Genomic DNA, 23,110 nt, shown 5'->3' on the forward strand with positions numbered 1-23,110 from the left:
TCTTTTTATATCCCTGTCGTCTTTCAAGCCGCAGCTTTGTTGACTGCGACCCGAAATCCACTGGGTATATGAATTGATTATGTTAATTGCGCCAGCAATAGACCCGCCCGCAACCCGATAGCAACACTGGCATTAGGGAACAGAATAAAGTTTGCAGGAGACGTGATTTTCCAGGATTGGTTCTGTTGGCTGGCAATTTCAAAACCTTCCGGTAACTCAGTAAAGTTTTTAGTATCCTCTGGAATATGGAGCTGAAAGCTGTTGTCCTGCTTGATAATGGCATCAACAACACGATAGCGTTTAAGTGCGGATTTGTACCGCTTGATGGAAAACGAACCGGCAATCAAATCCTGCAAAGCAGCGGTAATATTGCTGAATCTGATCAGGTCGTTCTGCCCGAAAGGAAGCGCTTTGCCAATTTCCAGCGTACAACTGTCTGTGTTGAAATGTTCGCTGGTAAAGTGACTGAATGTACCGCCCGGCGAGTTATGAAATACCACAGCATCAAGATCGCTGTCTTCCAGCCATTGTAGAAAATCAGCGGCATATTCACGCGCCTGATACGGCAACAACGCAAATTGTTCATGGCAGGAACCCCGGATCGCAGTATGAAGATCGAGGTGTCGGTGTCTCTTTGATGCCATAACCGCAGGCTCACTGAAAAATTTACGGATAATAGATTCCAGTTCTATCGCGCGGCTTGTCTCGTTTCCTAATGGGAAATTCTGGTGGCGGCCGCCAAACATGCGATTGAGATCATGATCAAGATACCGCTTTCCCTCACGCATGGCCGGCAAGTTACCGAAAATCAGCAGGAGATTATGCTGTAACGGAAGAGTTCCCTGTGCCAGTTGTGCCAGTAGCTGGATAAGTATTTCCACAGGGACTGTTTCATTACCATGTATTCCGGCTGAAATAATCAGCGTATCTGTTTTTCTCTTCTGTGAACGCTCTTGCGGCGTTTCTTGTGGTATCTCTTGCGGTATCTCTTGCGGCGTTTCTTGCGGTAAGAGCTGCAATATCCCCTCAGCCAACCATGATGATTTGATGGTTGGCGGAAAATGCAAGGTATCCTCAAGTTTGTTTTCAAGCAGTAAGGTCAGTAAGTCCATTTTATCTCCTGATTAACGCTGAAACTCATAGAGCGAACCGAGCCTGAGGATCTGCGTCAGTTCATCAAGGGCAGAATAGACTTCATTCAACAGTTGAGGATCAGCCAGATCCGCCACATACAAAGAATCACGATAGTGGCGTTCCACCCATGTGGTCAGGCGCTGATACAGTTCGGATGTCATCAGGGTCGCCGGATTTACCGCCGCCAGCTCTTTTTCGTTCAGAACAACCCGAAGCCGCAAACAGGCGGGTCCTCCACCATTACGCATACTTTCCCGCAAATCGAAGAAGTGGAGTTTATTGATGGGAGAATTCCCTTCAGTTACCAAACGTTGCAAGTAGGCGGAAACTTTTTGATTCTGGCGACACTCTTCCGGCAAAATCAGCATCATGTTGCCATCAGGCTGGCTCAACAACTGGCTGTTAAAAAGGTAGGATTCAACCGCATCCTGAATGGTGACTTGCTCCGTCGGTACTTCGACTGCAATCAGTGTTTGCCCGAGCTGAGCCATTTTTTCCCGCAGTTCAGCCAATACCGATAGCTGGTTCAGGAAAGCCTGCTGATGATGGAAAAAGACATTGCGGTTACTGACAGAAATGACGTCGTTATGAAACACGCCACCGTCGATGGCGACAGGATTTTGCTGGGCAAATACTGTCCGTGAATCTTCAAGCTGATGCAGACGGACAATGGCCTGACTGGCTTCCAGCGTCTGCCGTGCAGGATAACGTTCAGGCGTTACACCTTCGCTCAGAACCTTACGTCCATAGACAAATAATTGTACGCCGGCTTCGCCATATTCACTGCAAAAACGGTTATGATTCGCCGCACCTTCATCCCCCCAGTCCGCGTGTTGCGGCAAAGGATCATGATGAACAAAATAATCCTGATCAGGAAAAGTGGCTTTCAGTGCCTGCGAAGTCGTGGCACTTTCCAATGAGCGGTGCAATTTATTGTTTAAGTTCGCCACGGTGAAATGGATGCGCTGATCTGCGCTATCTGCTGAAGGTGAGACTGTGGCGGCATTTGCTGTCCACATAGAGGATGCCGAGCTGAGGTAGGACAGTAATGCCGGCGAATATCGCACCACCTTGTTTAAGACTTGTTCATCACTGCCCGTAAATCCTAACTGCCGCAATGCAGGAAGATTGGGACGCTGCTGTGGAGGCAAAACTCCCTGTACCAGTCCCATATCAGATAACGCCTTCATTTTCATCAATCCCTGAAGTGCGGCTTTGCGGGGATTGGATTCCTGTCCCTTATGGTTCATGGCAGCTTCATTGCCGATTGATAGCCCGGCGTAATTGTGGGTCATTCCCACCAAACCATCAAAATTGGCTTCAATTCCCGACATAATCACCTCTGACATCCTATTTATTAATGGAAAAATTAAGATCGCAAAAAATTAAGATCGCAAAAAATCAAGATCGAAAGAAATCAAGACCCGGGGCGGGTGTTTCAGGCAGGACAACATTATCTGCCGTCAGGGAAGCTATCGGCCATGCACAATAATCTGCGGCATAATAAGCGCTGGGACGATGATTCCCCGATGCCCCGATTCCCCCGAACGGAGCTTTACTGGATGCACCCGTCAGAGGTTTATTCCAGTTCACAATTCCTGCCCTGGCTTCCTGCACTAATTTTTCGAACAAAGCGGCATCAGGGGAGATCAGGCCAGATGCCAGTCCAAATCGCGTATCATTCGCAATAGAGATGGCTTCGTCGAAGGTGTCATAGCGTCTTAGCGTCAGCAGAGGGCCAAAATATTCTTCATCAGGCACATCGTTGGCATCGGTCAGGTCAATAATGCCGGGTGTCATAAAGGTTGAGCGGGGATCAGGCTGTGTCAATGTGAGCAGGGGAACACCGCCCAATGCCAGCAATTTAGACTGAGCTTCCAGCAAGCTTTCTGCCGCAGCCAGGGAGATGACACCGCCCATAAATGGCTGGGGTTCTGTATTCCAATGTGCCGGCGCTATCTGGCGGGTCGCATCAAGTAATCGTTGTATTAATGCATCACCTTTTTCCCCTTGCTTCACCAGCAATCTGCGGGCACAGGTACAACGTTGCCCTGCGGAGATAAATGCAGACTGAATAACGGTGTAAACCGCCGCCTCAAGATCATCATAATCGTCCACAATCAGCGCGTTGTTACCGCCCATTTCCAGTGCCAGCATTTTCTCCGGCTGACCTGCCAGTACACGGTGGAAGTGAAATCCTGTTGCTGCACTGCCCGTAAACAGCACTCCGTCAATTGCACGGCTGTCCAGCAATGCCCCGCCCGTTTCTCTGCCTCCCTGAACCAGATTCAACACGCCGGCCGGCAATCCGGCCCTGACCCATAATTCCACCGTTTTTTCCGCCGTCATCGGCGTCAGTTCACTGGGTTTGAACACCAGCGTATTACCGGCAATCAGCGCGGGAACAATATGTCCGTTAGGTAAATGACCGGGGAAATTATAGGGACCAAAAACCGCCATTACGCCATGAGGACGATGCCGCAATATTGCTTTACCATCCGGCATAGCTGTTTCGGAATAGCCTGTGCGCTGTTCCCAAGCTTCAATGGAAATGGCGATTTTGCCAATCATGGACTGAACTTCTGTCCGTGTTTCCCACAGCGGCTTGCTGGTTTCTTCGCTAATCACACGGGCGATATTCTCTTTTTCCTGTGCCAGCAAATCAGCAAATGCCTGAATAATCGCAATACGCTGCTCAACCGCCAATCGGGCCCACACAGGGAATGCTTTACGCGCGGATTGGCAGGCTTCATCCACCTGATTGGCAGATGCCCCATTTGCTTGCCATAAAATCTGCTGATCAACAGGAGAATATTTAATGACGGATAAACCCTGCCCTTCTATCCATTCACCGCCAATGTAATTTGCTTGATGATTCATGATGAAATCCCTTAATTGTGAAAACTCTTCATTGTGAAAACCCTTAATTGTGAAAACCCTTAAGACAAAAGAGAAACAAAGCGTATCGGATCTCCGTCATTGACATGGAGTGCGTCCATCTCTTCAGGAGTAAGCCGCAGTTCAACACTATCCAGAGGATCGGAGATATTCAGGAGCAGTGCCTTAAATTCTTGAAAATTAAGATTGGACACAATGCACGGCACACCATCCTGTGTCCGGGAAACCTTGGCGCTTTTTTTGACATGCACAAGCCGGCTGTCTTTAACTGAACGCACATTGTCAATTTCCGCCTCTAAGATGGCGCCTGCGTCAAAAATATCGACCGCATCGTGATAAGCGAACCCTTCTTTTTCCAGAATAGCGCGAGCGGGCAGGGTATTTTCATGCACCTGACCGATAGCCTGACGCGCCTCTTCCGGCAGCAAAGGGACATAAATCGGATGGAATGGCATTAATTCTGCGATAAACGTTTTGGAGCCGGTAACAGTCAGATAGTCGGCTTCAGCAAAGGGAACATTGAAAAAATGTTGTCCGAGTGCATTCCAGAATGGGGACTCCCCCTGCCTGGTCGTAACCCCACGCATTTCTGCGAAAATGGTTTTTGAGAAAAGATGCCTGAATGCAGAGATAAACAAAAAACGACTTCTGGAAAGGAAAATACCATTACGCCCTTTTTGATATTCAGGATCAAGGAACAAGGTACACAATTCACTGCATCCGGTATAATCCTGCCCGACAGTCAGCGTTGAAAATGTGTTGTAAACTCCTAATTCACGGGAAGCGTGCACTGATTTTTGCACGCGGAAATTGTAGAAAGGTTCTTCCAATCCGACTGAAACTTCCAACGCACTAACACCAACAGCACGATGCTTTTCCGTGTCCTCCAAGGTAAATAAAAAACCTTGCTGTGCTCGCCCCCTTGCATCGTTGAAAGAATCAATGCTGCGTGAAATCCGTGCTTCCAGATATTCCGGATTGTTTGGTAATGTTGTCAGGCCAACACCAGCACGGGACGAAAGATTGAGGATATCCCCTAAATCTTCATGTTGAACGGGTCTAAATAGCATCATGATATCACCTCAAATCGGCTTTATTCCTGAACAAATCGCTTGAGGGCGTTTTCAAGGCGGATGAAACCGTCATTGATATCCTGCGGTTCGATATTTAACGCAGGAGCAAAACGCAACACATCAGGACCGGCAATCAGGGCGATCAGTCCTTCTTCCGCAGCAATATTGGTCAGGGTTTTTGCCTTGCCCTGATATTTTTTATCCAGTTCTGCGCCCAGCAATAACCCTTTGCCACGTAATTCACTGAATACCTGATAGCGTTGGTTCAGTGCGGTCATTCGCTGAATAAATTCATGGTGGCGCGCTTGTACCCCAGCCAGAAACTCCTGTTGGTTCACCAAATCGACAACTTTATGGGCAACCGCCGCCGCCAGTGGATTTCCGCCAAATGTTGTACCATGCGATCCCGGCTGGAAAGCTTCTGCGACATGTTGCCTGACCAGCATTGCCCCAATCGGGAAGCCGCCACCCAGCCCTTTGGCACTGGTTAAAATATCGGGTTCTACGCCGGTTTCCTCATAGGCATACAAATACCCGGTGCGTCCGATGCCGGTTTGGATCTCATCAAAAATCAGCAATGCATTATGCTGGTCGCACAATTCCCGCAATGCTTTCAGAAATGCCGGATCCGCCGGGATCACACCACCTTCACCAATAATCGGTTCAACGATCACGGCGCAGGTTTTGTCTGAAATATGGGCTTGAATGGCGGCAATATCGTTATAGGGAAGATGGTTAATTTGTTGTGGCAGCGGGGCAAAATCCTGAGAGTACTTAGGTTGACCACCGACAGTCACAGTAAATAATGTTCTACCGTGGAAGGAGTTTTCGAATGAAATAATTTCGTTTTTATGGCGACCATATTTATCCAAAGCATACTTTCTGGCAATTTTTAATGCAGCTTCATTTGCCTCGGCACCGGAATTACAGAAAAAAACCTTATCGGCAAAAGTATTTTCAACCAGAGATTTTGCCAATTTCAAAACCGGTTCATTGGTATAACCGTTACCAATGTGCCAGATATCGTCCATTTGGATACTTAATGCATTTTTTAATTCATCATTGGCATGACCTAATGAATTAACAGCAATTCCGCCAGCAAAATCAACATACTCCTTCCCTTCCTGATCCCAGACACGAGAGCCTTTACCCTTAACCGGGATAAAATTCGCGGGCGAAAAACAGGGAACCATGTACTGATCAAACCAATTTCTTTTAATGGTGTTCGGCATTTTTTTTCCTCAAATAAAAATAAACAGGTCATAAAAAGGAAAATAAATTCATATATCATTGAATGTAATTTTTAATTAATAGATTCATTTAAATTATCTATTCATTATTCGGACTCATATCCAATGACATTATCTCAATATCTTCCTTATCCGCTTTGATTAGTAATTAACCTCATAATCCCTTTGAGTTTTAACAAAGTCAATACAATAAAATCACACCTGATTTACTTTTATGATGTTTTTCACAAATTATAAAAATGTCTTTATCCTAAATTTATGCACCATTTATGCATAAAAAAATAAATAAAAAGAGATATTGAATTGAAGATAATGGAAATGAGTCAGTAGTGTCTGATAATTATTCATAAATCATGATTGCAGTTTATGTCCATGATCTAAAAAATATGTTTGCAATTAACGATTTTCACCCCAAGACGTTAAGTTATTGTTTAATATCAATGTATTAAATACATTAAACATGAATAAAAGTAGGCAGAGACTGGCTTCAGATTTTCTATTTCGTTTGTGACTACAATCTTTAATCGAGGATCTTGATCAAAACCGTCAAGTAATCCTGTTCCGCGCATTTTATACCCAATGAATTTCCGGATGCAGGAGAACAAATTCCCAGAAGCAGAGCTTGTAACAACTCATCATCAGCCAGTCTGACGAAAAAACCAGAAAATCCGATTATCTCAGGAAGAGTGCAAAGTTGATGCACTGAGTCTTTGCCATAAAAGATTTCATTAAAGAATCAGATTCATCACTATTGGCATCATAATACTATTTATAATCTTCTCTGCCTATAATCTTCTCTGCCTGAAAAAACAGGAACGTTATTTAAAATATTTTCAATTTATCAGAAATTTATATTTTTAATTAAAATAGTCAGAATATAAATTCATTAAAAACCCGATCCGCATACATCAAGGTTTCATTAACAAAATAATAAAGAAGAGATAAACACATTTACTCTCTTAACATAACTGTCACTTTTAAATTTAATGTATCGTGTAGTGATTTCAAATTGAAACATTACAGCATCACTTTACAACACCACATTTGAATACAATATTATATTCAAATAGTTATAAGTTATATAAGGTAACCTAAAGTTACCATTTACATCAAAATCTATTGTTATCACAGTTATATTTATTAATATTGCCATGCTATAAATCACGCTTGCAGTTTGATAAGAAAAAAACAACCATAATAGATTGAGTAGATAGATATATGAATTTTCATATTAATTATAACCTTCGACAATGGCTTTTTTATGACTCTAATAGCTTATTTATATCGTCAATCTTGGGTGCTACTGCTTGTATCGACAATAAGCGCATTAATTAGTGGGTTTGCCGGTGCTTCGATAGTGGGAATGATCAGTCAGGGAGTTACAGAGCAAATCAACCTGACAACCTTCCTGGTGAGTTTTTTTGGCATTTGTTTTCTTTTTTTTATTACAAAAACTGTATCAGAAATTACATTATCTCATTTAGCTCAAGCCACGATTTATTCATTGCGTCTGAGTTTGAGTAATAAAATTCTGCGTGCTCCACTCAAAAAACTGCATAAACTTGGACGACACGGCTTATTGGCAGTGTTAACCAAAGACGTTGATGTCTTCGTACATTCCTTTATGCTGGCACCCAGTGTTTTTGGCAATGTGACTTTAATCATGGCCTGTTTTGGTTATTTAGCCTGGATATCCTGGGAACTGTTTGCCATTCTTGCTGTGTTAAGCCTGACTTCTATGTATCTGTTTTATGTCTGGGAAAAATATCCATTACGCCTGATGGCATTGATGCGTGACCAAGTGGATAAAATATACCTTAATTTCCAGAGCCTGATCGATGGCAGCAAAGAGCTGCAACTCAATAAACAAAAAGGTAATCTTTTTGTCGGGAAAGTGATTGCCCCGGCAGCCAAAGTATTTCAGGAAATCTGTATTAAGACGAACTCCACCTATGCATGGCTCATTAATGCCAGTTCGGTCACTTTCTATATTACGATTGGTATCATTGTTTTCATTGTTCCGATTTGGTTTCCCCAAGAGCCGTCAACGCTATTTACAGTGTCACTGCTTGTTCTTTTCTTATCAGGCCCCATCAGCGAAGTTATCGGTGCAATCCCAGAGCTGAGGGAAGCGGAAGTTTCATTGAATAAAATGCGCCGCCTTGACGATGAACTGGAGGAAGCAATCTCTGAGCAGGTTGAAGGTCCCAATCCATTCGATAACAAGCAGCCGATGGAGCTTGAGCTGAAAGATGTCGTTCACCATTACACAACGGATAAAGAAGACCGACAGTTCGCACTTGGCCCATTGAGTCTCAAAATATCGCAGAGTGAAATTATTTTCATCGTTGGTGGTAACGGCAGCGGAAAAACAACACTCGCCATGTTGCTTGTCGGCTTGTTTGAACAAGAATCCGGCTCTGTCCTGCTAAATGGCGTGGAAGTGACTTCCGCAAATAATGAGCATTACCGTCAACACTTTGGCGCTGTTTTTTCCGATTATCATCTCTTCGAACAATTGCTCACCAGTGGTGCCGATGTTACCGAAAAAGCAACACATTATATTGAAGCATTAAATATGGCGCACAAAGTTAAAATTGTTGATGGCGGTTTTTCCACCACCAATCTTTCCGCAGGTCAACGGAAACGTCTGGCTTTAGTCTCAGCTTATTTAGAAGACCGTCCTATTTATCTGTTTGATGAGTGGGCAGCCGACCAAGATCCCGTATTCAAACGCTTATTCTATACTGAGCTCCTGCCTGAATTAAAAGCCGAAGGTAAAACGGTCATCATTATCAGCCATGATGATGCTTATTTTGATGTTGCTGACCGCATTATTAAACTGGAAGATGGACATATTAAGGAAATAAGTAACAAAATCCATTAGCTTATTAAAAAATAACAATAAAACATAAAAAGTGAAATAAAGATCATGACAAAGAGCCTAATAAAATAGGCTCTTGTTTCACTTTTTTTATCAAAAATATTTTAAATGAAAACATGAACGCAAATTCACCAAAATGCTGACTGAAAGACGACAGGTCTATAATAAAATTAGATACATTAGAAATACCTTATTAAAAATGTGGATTAAAGTATTTTAATGTAAGATTATCTAATGACATAAAAAACATAATTTCTTTAGGAAACTAAAAGAGATTGGGCAATCTATTTAAAAATAAGGACTGTTCTTTTTTATCAGAATGGTCAGCTATTTTTATGGCATTTGCTCTGGGTGTAAGGTTATTTTTACAACAACGAACTTTCTGACAGAAATAGACCCACAGTCTATTTCAGGCAGCTATTTTTTTGTCAGTTTTAATCAAAGTGTGATTTTTAGTGTGATCAGTTTTTATTTTTAATGTACCCATAAAAAGGGAGTTATAGAATGAATTACCCTGAGAAATTGAAATCATTCCCTTTATCAAAAGCGCAAAGTAGCCGCTGGTTTCAATATCAAATTGACCCTGCCAAACGTGGTCAAAATAATAGTGTATTTTGTGCCCGAATTAAAGGCATGACGATAGAACGATTAGAGGAAGCTCTCAATAAATTAGTGCAAAGACACCCGATGCTGCGGGCAAGTTTCAGGCTCCATAATGGAGAACTGAGCTATTCCATCGCAGACAGTTCTAAAATCACACTCACAGTACATGATGCCCGACATCTCAGTGAAGAAACCCTTGAACAGCGTGTCCGGGAGGACTGCTGGCATCTTCTTGATCTGGAGGCTCCACTCCGGCTGTATGCCTGCTGGTATCAATGTGATCAACAAGAAAACATAATAGTGCTGGCATTTGATCATCTGGTCGTCGATGGCTGGTCTTATTGGATACTGTTGGGTGAACTTGATGACCTGCTTTCTGGGAAACCACTGGAACCTGCTCCAGAAAATAGTTTCAGCGATTACGTAGAATGGCAACAAGAATGGCTAAAAAGCAGCAGGGCAAAAAAACAGCAACAATTTTGGCAGGAGAAGTTGTCAGGTAATTTAGCCATATCTCAGTGGCCGCCTAAAAATAGCGCCACGCCTGCAACAGGTAAAACCTCTTTATATAAACAAGTACCCAAGCCTCTGGTCCATAAACTGCAAGCTCTGGCCGCAACATATGATAACAGTCTGTTTTCCCTCTTTCTGGCCGCCTATCAGATTCTGCTGAATCGCTATACCGAACAGGATGACATCATTATCGGTACGATTATGCCGGGACGAGCCCGCGCCAATTGGGGAAAATTGGTCGGTGAGTTTATCAATCCCGTCGCCTTGCGCAGCCAGATAAACGGCGATATGACGGTGCGGGAGCACATCAAGCAGGCGATTAAAACGGTCCGGCAGGGTATTGAAAACCAAAAATATCCCTTTACCAAAGTGCTGGAACAACTGCAATTGCAACGCAATACAGATGTTCATCCCATTTACCAGACTGTCATGATTTTCCAAAAGGCCAGATATATTGGTGAGCTGCCAGCACTCTGGATGGCGGAAGATGATAGTGTGAAAATACAGTGGGGTAATGCCGAATTACGACCTTTCCCTTACCCTTTCAACGGTGATGTACTCGTTCCATTAATGGTTAATATGTTGGAGGCGGATGACCAGTTCCGGTTCTCCTTTTATTACGATACCACGATATTTGATACTGAATTCATCTCGCAGCTCATGCAAAATCTTCTGACAGTGCTGGAGGCAATGGCAGATGACGAGCAACAGACGGTTAATCGTTTGCCATTGATGGATAAACAGGCTCGCCAGCAAGTCATTCATGATTTCAACAATACCGCTAAACCTTTCCCGCAACACGCACTGATCCACCAATTCATTGAGCAACAGGCAGAACGCAGTCCCGATGCAACAGCACTGATTTGTGGCAATACACAGCTCAGTTATGCGGAATTGAATCAACAGGCTAACCAACTGGCTCATGCGCTGATCAACGCGGGTGTTCACCCGGATGATCGGGTCGCCATTTGCATGGAACGCAGTCTGGATATGGTTGTTGGCCTGCTGGGTACGTTAAAGGCGGGGGCTGCTTATGTGCCACTCGATCCTGAATATCCCACCGACAGACTCGCTTACATTCTGTCAGACAGTGAACCCGTGATCGTGCTGACTCATCATGGCTTACAAGAGCAGTTGCCTGTCACGGCAGTTCCCATTTGGGATTTGGATAGTCCAACCGTTCAGGCCGATATCGCCCGCCAATCCGACGATAACTCTGATGCCTCCCATTTAGGGCTGACATCCCGCCATCTGGCCTATGTGCTCTATACGTCCGGCTCGACCGGGATGCCCAAAGGGGTAATGAATGAGCACCGTGGTGTCGTCAACCGTTTGCTTTGGGCGCAGGATACCTACCAGTTAACCCCTCAGGATCGGGTCTTGCAAAAAACCCCATTCAGTTTTGACGTTTCGGTCTGGGAGTTTTTCCTGCCCCTGATGTTTGGTGCGCAATTAGTGATGGCCCGTCCCGGCGGTCACAAGGAACCAGAATATTTACGGGAAGAAATTGAAACGCGTGGCATTACGACGCTCCATTTTGTGCCTTCCATGCTACAAAGTTTCCTTCATTATATCCCGGCAAATAGCTGCCCTTCCTTACGCCAGATTTTATGCAGCGGGGAAGCCCTGCCCTATGCTTTACAACAGCAGTGTCTGACTCATTTCCCTCACAGTGAACTGCATAACTTATATGGGCCAACCGAAGCCGCGATTGATGTTACCGCCTGGCAATGTGTTCCGGATCGTTATACCGGACAGGTTCCGATTGGACGCCCTATCACCAATATCCAAATCTATATTCTCGATCCCGACGGAGAACCTGTGCCAATAGGACTTGCGGGTGAAATTCATATCGGGGGTGTGGGTGTCGCCCGTGGTTATCTGAACTTGCCGGAATTGACCGCAGAGCGTTTTATTGCTGACCCGTTCAGTACTGATCCGGAAGCCCGCCTGTATAAAACCGGCGATCTGGGACGCTGGTTACCTGATGGCAGCATCGCCTATCTGGGACGCAATGATTTTCAGGTCAAAATCCGAGGGTTACGCATTGAATTGGGCGAGATTGAAACCCGCCTGACCGACTGCGCCGATATCCGGGAAGCCGTCGTTATTGCCCGTGAAAATGAAGCCGGAGACAAACGTTTGGTCGCGTATCTGATCCCCGACAAAGATTGCACACCAAGTATCTCCCGACTGCGCGAACAATTGAGCAAACATCTCGCCGATTACATGATACCGAGTGCCTTTGTGATGATGGAGGCTTTCCCTCTTTCCCCGAATGGCAAACTTGATCGCAAAGCCCTGCCTGCTCCCGATCACTCAGCCTTCACAACCAACGAATATGTCGCTCCGGAAGGTGAAACCGAAGAGCAACTGGCTGCTATCTGGCAGGCGTTGTTGGGATTAGATCGGATAAGCCGTTATGACAATTTCTTCGAATTGGGCGGCCATTCTCTGTTGGTACTACAGCTACAGGCGCAGATCAAAGATACATTTGATGTTGAGTTATCCATTCATCAACTGTTTTCACATCCGGCCCTCTACCAACTTGAAGAATGCATTATCGATTCCCTATTGCTGCAATTTGATCCGGACTCTCTTAAAGACATTTATAAATCAATGAATTAAGTCTTACTTTATTTGTTTTGGATGGTGATAAAAAAATGAACAATAATGAGCTTTCGTCTCTACCATTAGCTGAACGCAGAAGACTACTTGAGTTAGCCAGATCAGCGAAACTGGCCCGCCAGTCTACTCAAAAAACAGAGATCATGCCTCAGGTACGCGATAAGGGTGTGCCATTATCATGGGCACAGCAACGTTTGTGGTTCCTCGCCCAATTAGATCCTGCTGCACAGACGGCGTATCACATGTCAGCAGGTTTGAATCTACAAGGCAGACTGAATCTGGATGCCCTGCAAGCTGCCCTGGATTGTATCGTGGCCCGCCATGAAATGATGCGTACAACAATCGTGACGGTAGAAGACGAAGCACAGCAAGTCATTGATAGCCCGGACTGTGGTTTTTCTCTGACAAAAGAGGATTTCAGCCAGCTATTTTCTACAGAAAAACTCACTCCGGCAGAAAAGCAGGAGGTGATTGAAAAAGCAGCCTATCTTGAGGCCAATCATCCCTTTGATTTTGTTAATGGCCCTCTGGCGCGGGGGCGATTGCTGAAACTGGCAGAAGATCAGCATATCCTGCTGTTGACCCAGCATCATATTGTCTCCGATGGCTGGTCAGTCAGCCTGCTGATGCACGAACTGTCTACGCTTTATCAGGCATTCAGCCAGGGACAGCCAGACCCGATGCCAGCACTGGCAATCCAGTATGCTGACTATGTTCTCTGGCAAAAAAATTGGTTACAGGGCGAAATGCTGGAAAAACAGGTCGATTTCTGGCGCAAGACCTTGCAGGATGCCCCCACACTTCTGGAATTACCCACCGATCGACCGCGCCCGACAAAGCAAAGTTATACTGGCGGACGTGTTGAACTTGTCCTGCCTCCGGCATTACACGCAGGGTTAAAAGATCTGAGCCAGCGCCACGGCACAACCTTATTTATGACTTTATTGGCCGGATGGGCCACGTTGTTATCCCGCATCAGCGGTCAGGACGATATTGTCATCGGTACTCCCGTCGCCAATCGCCAACAACCTGAATTGGCCCCGCTGATCGGTTTCTTTGTCAATACATTAGCGATGCGGGTACAACTGCACAATAACCCCACAGTCAGCGAACTTTTGGCACAGGTGAAAGAACAGGCGATCAATGCCTACGCCCATCAGGATCTGCCCTTTGAACAGTTGGTCGAAACCCTGAAACCACCGCGCAGCCTGAGTCATAGCCCAATTTTTCAGGTCATGCTGTCAACAGACAATACACCGGGACAACGGCATTTCGAGCTGCCGGGATTAATGCTGGATGAACGCCCGTTAATCAGGGACAGTTCTTACTTCGACCTGACATTGACGCTGAATGAAACCGAAAATGGTGTGACGGGTGATCTGGAATACGCCTGTGATCTGTTCAATCACGCGACCATTGAACGCACGGCTGGTCACTTGTACACCCTACTGGCAGCAATGGTGGCAGATGATGCCCGGCGAGTGACCGAACTCCCGTTGATGACCCCACAACAGCGCGAGCAATTGCTGGTGGATTTTAATGGCACGGCACTGGATTATCCGCAAGATAAGCTGATCCACCAGCTATTTGAACAGCAGGCCGAAGCAATGCCCGATGCGGTGGCCCTGGTTTATCAGGATACCCAGCTGAGTTATGCCGAGCTGAATCAACGTGCCAACCAATTGGCACACCGCCTGATTGAATTTGGCATACGGCCTGATGCTCACGTTGCCCTGTGTGTCGAACGCAGTCTGGATATGATTATCGGCATGTTGGGCATCCTCAAATCAGGCGCTGGCTATATTCCATTAGATCCGGAATATCCCGCTGAACGTTTGGCCTACCAATTATCAGACAGCACACCCATGTTGCTGCTGACCCAGCAGCATTTACAGGCTGATTTACCCGCAACGGACGTTCCGGTCTGGCTACTGGATGGTGAGGAGCATCAAAATACGCTGACACAGCAACCGACACATAATCCTGACGCCAGTCAACTGGGACTGATGCCACACCATCTGGCCTATATCATTTATACCTCTGGCTCAACGGGTTTGCCGAAAGGGGTTATGCTTGAACACCGCAATGTGGTCAGTTTTATCCACGCCCAATATCAGATCAGCCATCCCCGGCCCGAAGATCATATTCTGCAATTTGCCACAATGGCATTTGATACTTCAGTGTCTGATATTTTCCCCACACTGGCTGCCGGAGCAACGCTTGTCCTGCGTCCTGCCCATATCCGCGTACCGGATACGGAATTCATTGATTTTCTGAATCAGAAAAAAATCACCATCATGGATGTGCCAACCGCCTTCTGGCATCAATGGGTACAGGAAATGAAAGCGGGTCGTGTGGGTTTCAGCCCCTGCCTGAATACCGTTATTGTCGGCGGGGAAAAAGCAGAATACCGTCACTTGGTCGATTGGCAATCATTGCCTGATACGCAATCCTGCCTCTGGATCAACTCCTATGGCCCGACTGAAACTACCATTACGGCAACGAACCTGATCCTGAATGACAAAGATTCATTCCACACCACAGGTTCTATTCCGATTGGTTACCCGAACGCCAATAGCCAAATTTATATTCTGGATACCTCTGGCCAGCCTGTTCCTGTCGGTGTCAGCGGAGAGATCCACATCGGCGGTGCCGGTGTTGCCCGTGGTTATCTGAATCGGGACGATTTAACGGCGGAGAAATTTGTTGCCGACCCGTTCAGCAAGCTTGTCGGTGCCCGCATGTATAAAAGTGGCGATTTGGGTCGCTGGCTGCCAAATGGCACCATTGAATATCTGGGACGCAATGATTTTCAGGTCAAACTGCGCGGTTTCCGCATTGAACTGGGCGAAATCGAAGCACAGCTGGCGGCTTGTGAAGGCGTCAGGGATGCGATTGTCATTGCCCGTGAGGAAGAGAGCGGCGATAAACGTTTAGTGGCCTATCTGATACCACAACCTGATGTCACGCTGAAACCGACTCAACTGCGTGAACAACTGGGCACTTACCTGATGGAGCACATGATCCCCAGCGCCTTTGTTATTCTGGACGTATTTCCGCTGACCGGAAGTGGCAAATTGGATCGTAAAGCCTTGCCTGTGCCGGATCGTACAGCCATTGCCAGTCGTGAATACGAAGCGCCTCAGGGTGAAATCGAGCAAAAACTGGCGGAAGTCTGGCAATCCCTGCTGGGACTGGAACAAGTGGGACGCCACGACAATTTCTTTGAATTGGGCGGACATTCGTTACTGACCGTACAGATGGCTTCCCGTTTACGCAACATCCTTAACATCAAAGTGGACTTGCAGGAGCTGTTCGCCCGTCCGATCCTGTCAGATCTGGCCCAATCGCTGGACACAGCCAATCAGTCAGCACAACAGATAATCCTCCCCGCCAGCCGACAACAAGCCCTCCCGCTATCATGGGCGCAGCAACGCTTGTGGTTCCTCGCGCAATTAGATCCCGCTGCCCAGACGGCATATAACATCTCTGGCGGGCTGCGTCTGACAGGCCACCTGAACCAGAATGTCCTGCAAGCTACGCTGGACAGAATTGTCGCCCGTCATGAGATCCTGCGCACCACCATCAAGGTGGTGGAAGGTCATGCCCGGCAAGTCATTGCCGATGCTGATTGTGGTTTCGCCCTGACGTTCAAAGATCTTCGCCAGTTAACGGAAGCAGAAAAACAGACGGCTGTTGATGATGCCACCCGATTTGAAGCCAATCATCCCTTTGATTTTGCACTGGAGCCATTAATCCGTGGTCAATTGCTGAAACTGGCTGACGACGAACATGTGATGCTGCTGACCCAACACCACATGATTTCAGATGGCTGGTCACTGAATGTATTAATGTATGAACTGACCACCCTTTATCATGCTTTCCATCAGGGACAAGACGATCCGCTTCCCGCGCTGACAATCCAGTATGCCGACTATGCCCTCTGGCAAAGACAGTGGTTGCAGGGTGACGTTCTGGAAGAACAGGTGAATTTCTGGCGTGATGCGTTGCAAGGCGCACCCGCATTACTGGAACTGCCGACAGACAGAATCCGTCCTGCGGTGCAGAGTTATCGCGGGGATCAAGTGTCGTTCAGTCTCTCCCCTGAATTAAGTGACAGCTTAAAAGCCCTGAGCCAACGACATGGCTCCACACTGTTTATGACGTTAATGGCGGCTTGGTCAGTCCTGCTTTCCCGTCTCAGTGGTCAACAGGATATCGTTATTGGAACGCCCGTCGCTAACCGACAGCACAGCGAATTAGAGCCATTAATCGGCTTCTTCACCAATACGATGGCGCTCAGGGTTAAATTGGATGAAAACCCCACGGTCAGCACGTTATTGGCACAAGTGAAAGCCCATGCCCTGGCAGCCTATGTGCATCAGGATTTGCCGTTCGAGCAACTGGTCGAAGCCCTGCAACCTCCGCGCAGCCTGAGCCACAGCCCCATCTTTCAGGTGATGCTCGCGTTGGATAACACGCCGATACAGCGCACTCTTGAGCTGGCCGATGTCGTGCTGGATGAATTGCCATCGATCCGGAAAAGTACTCATTTCGACCTGTCCCTGTCCATGAATGACACCGACAGAGGTTTAATCGGTGAATTGGAATATGCCAGTGATTTGTTTGATCGTGCCAGTATTGAACGCTTCGCCAGCTACCTGCAAACCCTGCTGAAAGCAATGGCGGAGGATGATTCATTGCGGGTGGAAGAATTACCGCTGCTGCAACCACAACAACGCAGCCAGTTGTTGATGGATTTCAACGATACGGCACTGAGTTATCCGCAGGAAATGCTGATTCACCAGCTATTTGAGCAACAGGCAGAACGGACTCCCGATGCCACTGCCCTGCTGTTTGGTGAAAAGCTTGGTGAAAATAAACTGAGTTATGCGGAACTGAACCATCGTGCCAACCAATTGGCACATTATCTGATTTCTTCTGGTGTACGTCCTGATGACCGTATCGCTATCTGTGCCGACCGCAGTCTGGACATGATTATCGGCATGTACGGGATACTTAAGGCAGGAGCGGGCTATATTCCGCTTGATCCGGAATATCCCACAGAACGACTGGTCTATCAGTTAACAGACAGCAAACCCGCATTATTGCTGACCCAGCATCATTTACAGGACAGGCTGCCCATACAAGACATACCAATCTTGTTGCTGGACGATGAAAACCAGCGCAACACGCTGGCACAGCAACCGAACCATAATCCTGATGCCCGCCAAATGGGACTCCGGCCACACCATCTGGCCTACATTATTTATACTTCCGGCTCAACCGGACAGCCCAAAGGGGTGATGCTGGAACACCGGAATGTGGTGAATTTTATCCATGCCCAGCATCAAACCAGTGAGCCACAACCGGGCGATCGCATCCTGCAATTTGCGACCGTCGCATTTGATACGTCGGTGTCGGATATTTTCCCGACCCTTGCCTCCGGTGCCACTTTGGTTCTGCGACCGCCTCATATCCGAATACCGGATATCACTTTTGTTAATTTCTTGCGCGAACAAAAGATCACAATCATGGATATGCCGACCGCATTCTGGCATCACTGGGTACAGGAGATGACGGCAGGCCGCAGTGGTTTCAGCCCTGACCTGCGCACGATTATTGTGGGTGGGGAAAAAGCGGAATACCGCCATTTAATCAATTGGCGCTCCAATCCGGAAACCCAATCCTGCCGCTGGATTAACTCCTATGGCCCGACCGAAACCACCGTCATTGCCACAACGCTGAAGCTGGACAGCACAGAATCCCTGCATTCCGAAAGCACGATCCCGATTGGTTATCCGCTGCCCAATACCCGTATTTATATTCTGGATACACATGGCCAGCCCGTTCCTATCGGCGTCAGCGGCGAAATTCACATTGCTGGCGCAGGCGTTGCCCGTGGTTACCTGAATCGGGACGATTTAACCGCAGAGAAGTTTGTCACCGACCCATTCTGCCAATTTAGCCAACAAACGGATGCGCGTATGTATAAAACCGGCGATCTGGGTCGCTGGCTGCCGAACGGCACGATTGAATATCTGGGACGCAACGATTTTCAGGTCAAAATACGTGGCTTCCGTATTGAATTGGGCGAAATTGAGACGCAATTGGCGGCTTGTGAAGGTGTCAGTGATGCCGTAGTGGTTGCCCGTGAAGAAGGTCCGGGTGATAAGCGTCTGGTCGCCTACCTGATCCCGCAGTCAGGCATGACACTCAATCCATCAGATTTGCGTGAGCAATTGAGCGCCAGCCTGATGGAACACATGCTTCCCAGCGCATTTGTGATACTGGATGCTTTCCCGCTCTCCGCCAACGGTAAACTGGATCGCAAAGCGCTGCCCGCGCCCGACCATACTGCCATCGTCAATCGTCAATATGAGGCACCACAAGGAGAAACCGAGCAGACACTCGCATCGGTCTGGCAATCTCTGCTGAGTTTGGAACAAATCGGGCGTCAGGATAACTTCTTTGAACTGGGCGGACATTCATTACTGGTCGTCAACCTGATTGAAGAACTGCGTCAGCATGGGCTGTCCCTTGATGTCAGCAGCGTCTTCTCAGCGCCGACTCTGGCATCGATGAGCGCGCGTTTACACCATAATGCCGATCAGGATAGCAATGCTCTGACCATTCCGCCGAATCTGATCCACGAAGACAGTCAGGCCATTACGCCAGACATGTTGCCATTGGTGGAATTGGCACAAAACCAGATCGACCAAATTGTCAGCCTTGTTCCTGAAGGTATCACCAATATTCAGGATATCTATCCGCTGGGACCTTTGCAGGCGGGGATCCTGTTCCACCACTTGCTGGAAGAAGAAGGCGATACCTATCTGGACAGCCAGCTTATGGCTTTCGACAGCCGGACACGTCTGGATAGCTTCCTTCAGGTATTCCAACAGGTCATTGACCGACATGACATCCTGCGCAGCGCTGTCCACTGGCAAGAGCTGCCGGAGCCTGTGCAAGTAGTCTATCGCCGCGCACGACTGCCTGTTACCGAACTCACGCTGTCAGTAGACAAATCAGTAAAAAGCCTGTCAGTAGAAAAATCAGCGGAAAGCGCAGGGGAAAGCTCTGAGAAAAATAGCGCCGAAGCACAATTACGCCGCCTCACTGACTCCCGCACGGTACGGATGGATATCACCAAAGCTCCGTTGCTGGCAGCACATATTGTCCAAGATCCTGAATCGGGAAAATGGTTGCTCTCCTTGCTGCACCACCATTTAGTTTGTGACCACGTTTCTCTGGCGATGATCTTCAATGAAGTTAAAACACTGGCTTCAGGGGAAACAGACAACCTGCCTGCGCCTCTGCCTTACCGCAATTTCATCGCCCAGACCCGCAACGTACCGCAGGAAGTGCATCAGGCTTATTTCCGTGAACTGCTAGGCGATGTGGAAGAACCGACCCTGCCGTTTGGATTGCTCAACGTACAGGGCGGCACTCATGATGAAGATAGTCAAAATAGCCATAACGAAATCACGGAAGACATTCTCACTCTGGACAGCGATTTGGCCCGCAATCTGCGTGACTGTGCCCGTCAGCAGGGCATAAGTGCTGCGGTATTGTTCCATGTCGCCTGGGCGCAGGTATTGGCACGATGCAGCGGACGGGACGATGTGGTATTCGGCACGGTTCTGCTGGGACGGCTGCAAGGCGGTATCGGTGCTTCCCAAGTGCTCGGTATGTTTATCAATACCCTGCCGATCCGCATTCGCTTACAGGCACGTACCGTCCGGCAGGCCGTACAGGAAACCTATCAGCAACTCAGTGAATTACTGGATCACGAACAGGCTCCATTGGCGGTTGCCCAGCGTTGCAGCGGCATTCAGGCTCCGCTTCCGCTGTTTAACAGCCTGCTCAACTTCCGCCATAGCCCGCGTGACGAAACGCAATCCACTGCGCAAATTTGGGACGGTGTGGAAATACTCAGTGGCGAAGAACGCAGCAACTATCCGCTGGCGCTGGATGTCGATGATTTCGATAACGGATTTGCCCTCACGGCCCAATGCAGTCCGCAAATCAATCCGGCACGTTTGAATGCTTATATGGAAATTGCGCTGAAAGAGATGGTGTCAGCGTTGCAATCAGAACATTCATTAAAGCAATCATCAAAAGAATTAATTGAAGCGATCGACATCATGCCATTGGCTGAGCGCGATCAGTTATTGCGGGGCTTTAACGACACTGAACTGGCCTATCAGCAAGATATGCTGATTCATCAATTGTTCGAGCAGCAAGCGGCTCAGATACCTGATGCCATCGCGCTGGAATCTGGTGATACTCAATTGAGTTACGCGGAACTGAACCGCCGTGCCAACCAACTGGCACACCACTTGGTTGCCTTTGGTGTGCGCCCTGACGATCATGTTGCCCTGTGTACTGAACGTAGTCCGGATATGATTATTGCCATGCTGGGCATTCTCAAGGCCGGGGCAAACTATGTTCCGCTCGATCCCGAATATCCCATCGATCGGCTGGCCTATCAGTTATCGGACAGCAATCCTGTGCTGGTGCTGACCCAACAGCATTTACAGATCCGCCTGCCGCTACAGAACATGTCCGTCTGGTTACTGGACAATGACACACACCGGAACAGCGTGGCACAACAACCTGTGCATAATCCTGACGCCGGGAAGCTGGGGATTCGGCCGCACCATCTGGCCTATATCATTTACACCTCCGGCTCAACAGGACAGCCTAAAGGTGTGATGATTGAACACCGCAATGTGGTGGGCTTTATCCATGCCCAACATCAAATCAGCCAGCCTCAGCGCGGGGATCGCATCCTGCAATTTGCCACTGTGGCGTTTGATACGTCGGTGTCTGATATTTTCCCAACGCTGGCGGCAGGGGCAACACTTGTCCTGCGTCCCGCGCATATTCGCGTACCGGATACGGCATTTGTCGATTATCTGACTGAGCAGAAGATTACGATTATCGATCTGCCGACGGCGTTCTGGCATCACTGGGTGCAGGAAATGAAAGCGGGTCGTGTGGGTTTCAGCCCTCATTTACACACGATCATTGTCGGCGGGGAGAAAGCGGAATACCACCACTGGACAGATTGGCAGGCGCTTCCGGAAACCCGCCATTGCCGCTGGATAAATACCTATGGCCCAACGGAAACTACAGTAATAGCCACTAACCTGATTGTGGATAACAGCACCGGGTCTTTCGACAGTGTGATGCCGATTGGTCATCCGAACGCCAATAGCCAAATCTATATTCTGGACACGCTCGGCCATCCTGTTCCTCTTGGTGTGAGCGGAGAGATCCACATTGCGGGTACGGGTGTTGCCCGTGGTTATCTGAATCGACCCGATTTAACCGCAGAGAAATTTGTTGCCAATCCGTTCAGCCAACAACCCGATGCCCGCATGTACAAAACCGGTGATCTGGGACGCTGGCTGCCCGACGGCACGATTGAGTATCTGGGACGCAATGATTTTCAGGTCAAGATCCGTGGTTTCCGCATTGAACTGGGCGAAATCGAAGCGCAGTTACTGGCCTGCTCCGGTGTCAGGGAAGCACTGGTTGTGGCTCGCGAAGAAGATGGCGGTGATAAACGGTTGGTGGCTTATGTCATCCCACAACCCGACACCACACCGGATACAGCGCCTGATGCCAATAACCTGCGTGAACAGCTAAGTATCCATTTAGCCAGCTATATGATCCCCAACGCCTTTGTCATGCTGGAGTCTTTCCCTCTGACCGCCAGCGGCAAAGTGGATCGCAAAGCGCTGCCGGCACCGGATCGTGCCGCCATCGCCAGCCGTGAATATGAAGCGCCCGACGGGGAGATCGAACAGCAGATTGCCATCATTCTGCAAACGCTTCTGGGACTGGAACAGGTAGGACGTCATGACAGTTTCTTTGATTTAGGTGGAAATTCGCTGTCGATCATCCAGTTAATGGCAAGGCTGCGTGATGAATTCCGTCTTGAAGTCTCAATCACAGACATATTTGCTCATTCAACACTTATTGAACTCGCTGAACTTATCGCGTCAAGACAAATTGAAACCTTTTTCGCACAAGAAGATATCGAATCGCTGCAAAAAGAATTGGAGAGCTTGTCTGAAGATGAACTGCGCGCCCTGTTAAATGGAGATAATTAATTA

9 protein-coding genes are annotated in these 23,110 nt (G+C 47.7%); 3 read left to right on the plus strand and 6 right to left on the minus strand.

Annotated features, from left to right (window positions below; genetic code table 11):
• Positions 1-77: 77 nt before the first annotated feature.
• The 6 genes from astE to FE394_RS02795 form a co-directional block, all read right to left on the minus strand.
• Complete coding sequence (gene astE / locus FE394_RS02770) at positions 78-1,112, minus strand: succinylglutamate desuccinylase (RefSeq protein WP_319924877.1); 1,035 nt, start codon at positions 1,110-1,112, stop codon at positions 78-80.
• A gap of 12 nt (positions 1,113-1,124) precedes the next feature.
• Complete coding sequence (astB, locus tag FE394_RS02775) at positions 1,125-2,468, minus strand: N-succinylarginine dihydrolase (protein ID WP_319924878.1); 1,344 nt, start codon at positions 2,466-2,468, stop codon at positions 1,125-1,127.
• 67 nt (positions 2,469-2,535) lie between these two features.
• Positions 2,536-4,014 carry a succinylglutamate-semialdehyde dehydrogenase gene (astD, locus tag FE394_RS02780; RefSeq protein ID WP_319924879.1) on the minus strand — a complete coding sequence of 493 codons (1,479 nt, stop codon included), beginning with the start codon at positions 4,012-4,014 and terminating at the stop codon, positions 2,536-2,538.
• 59 nt (positions 4,015-4,073) lie between these two features.
• Positions 4,074-5,105 carry an arginine N-succinyltransferase gene (gene astA, locus FE394_RS02785; protein WP_319924880.1) on the minus strand — a complete coding sequence of 344 codons (1,032 nt, stop codon included), beginning with the start codon at positions 5,103-5,105 and terminating at the stop codon, positions 4,074-4,076.
• Between the two features lie 20 nt (positions 5,106-5,125).
• The gene (locus tag FE394_RS02790; protein ID WP_319924881.1) at positions 5,126-6,337 is read right to left on the minus strand and encodes an aspartate aminotransferase family protein; all 1,212 of its coding nucleotides are present in this window, start codon (positions 6,335-6,337) and stop codon (positions 5,126-5,128) included.
• A gap of 538 nt (positions 6,338-6,875) precedes the next feature.
• Positions 6,876-7,058: a hypothetical protein gene (locus tag FE394_RS02795; protein WP_319924882.1), complete on the minus strand. Its 183-nt coding sequence runs from the start codon at positions 7,056-7,058 to the stop codon at positions 6,876-6,878.
• 558 nt (positions 7,059-7,616) lie between these two features.
• Here FE394_RS02795 and FE394_RS02800 point away from each other — a divergent pair.
• The 3 genes from FE394_RS02800 (at position 7,617) to FE394_RS02810 (ending at position 23,107) form a co-directional block, all read left to right on the plus strand.
• Entirely contained in the window at positions 7,617-9,242 is a 1,626-nt protein-coding gene (locus tag FE394_RS02800; protein ID WP_319924883.1) for a cyclic peptide export ABC transporter, read from the plus strand.
• A gap of 501 nt (positions 9,243-9,743) precedes the next feature.
• A complete protein-coding gene (locus FE394_RS02805; protein WP_319924884.1) occupies positions 9,744-12,983 on the plus strand; it encodes a non-ribosomal peptide synthetase in 3,240 nt (1,079 codons plus the stop codon).
• Between the two features lie 35 nt (positions 12,984-13,018).
• Positions 13,019-23,107 carry a non-ribosomal peptide synthetase gene (locus FE394_RS02810; RefSeq protein ID WP_319924885.1) on the plus strand — a complete coding sequence of 3,363 codons (10,089 nt, stop codon included), beginning with the start codon at positions 13,019-13,021 and terminating at the stop codon, positions 23,105-23,107.
• Positions 23,108-23,110: the final 3 nt, after the last annotated feature.

This window comes from Xenorhabdus littoralis (genome assembly GCF_033949345.1).
Taxonomy (GTDB): Bacteria; Pseudomonadota; Gammaproteobacteria; order Enterobacterales; family Enterobacteriaceae; genus Xenorhabdus; species Xenorhabdus littoralis.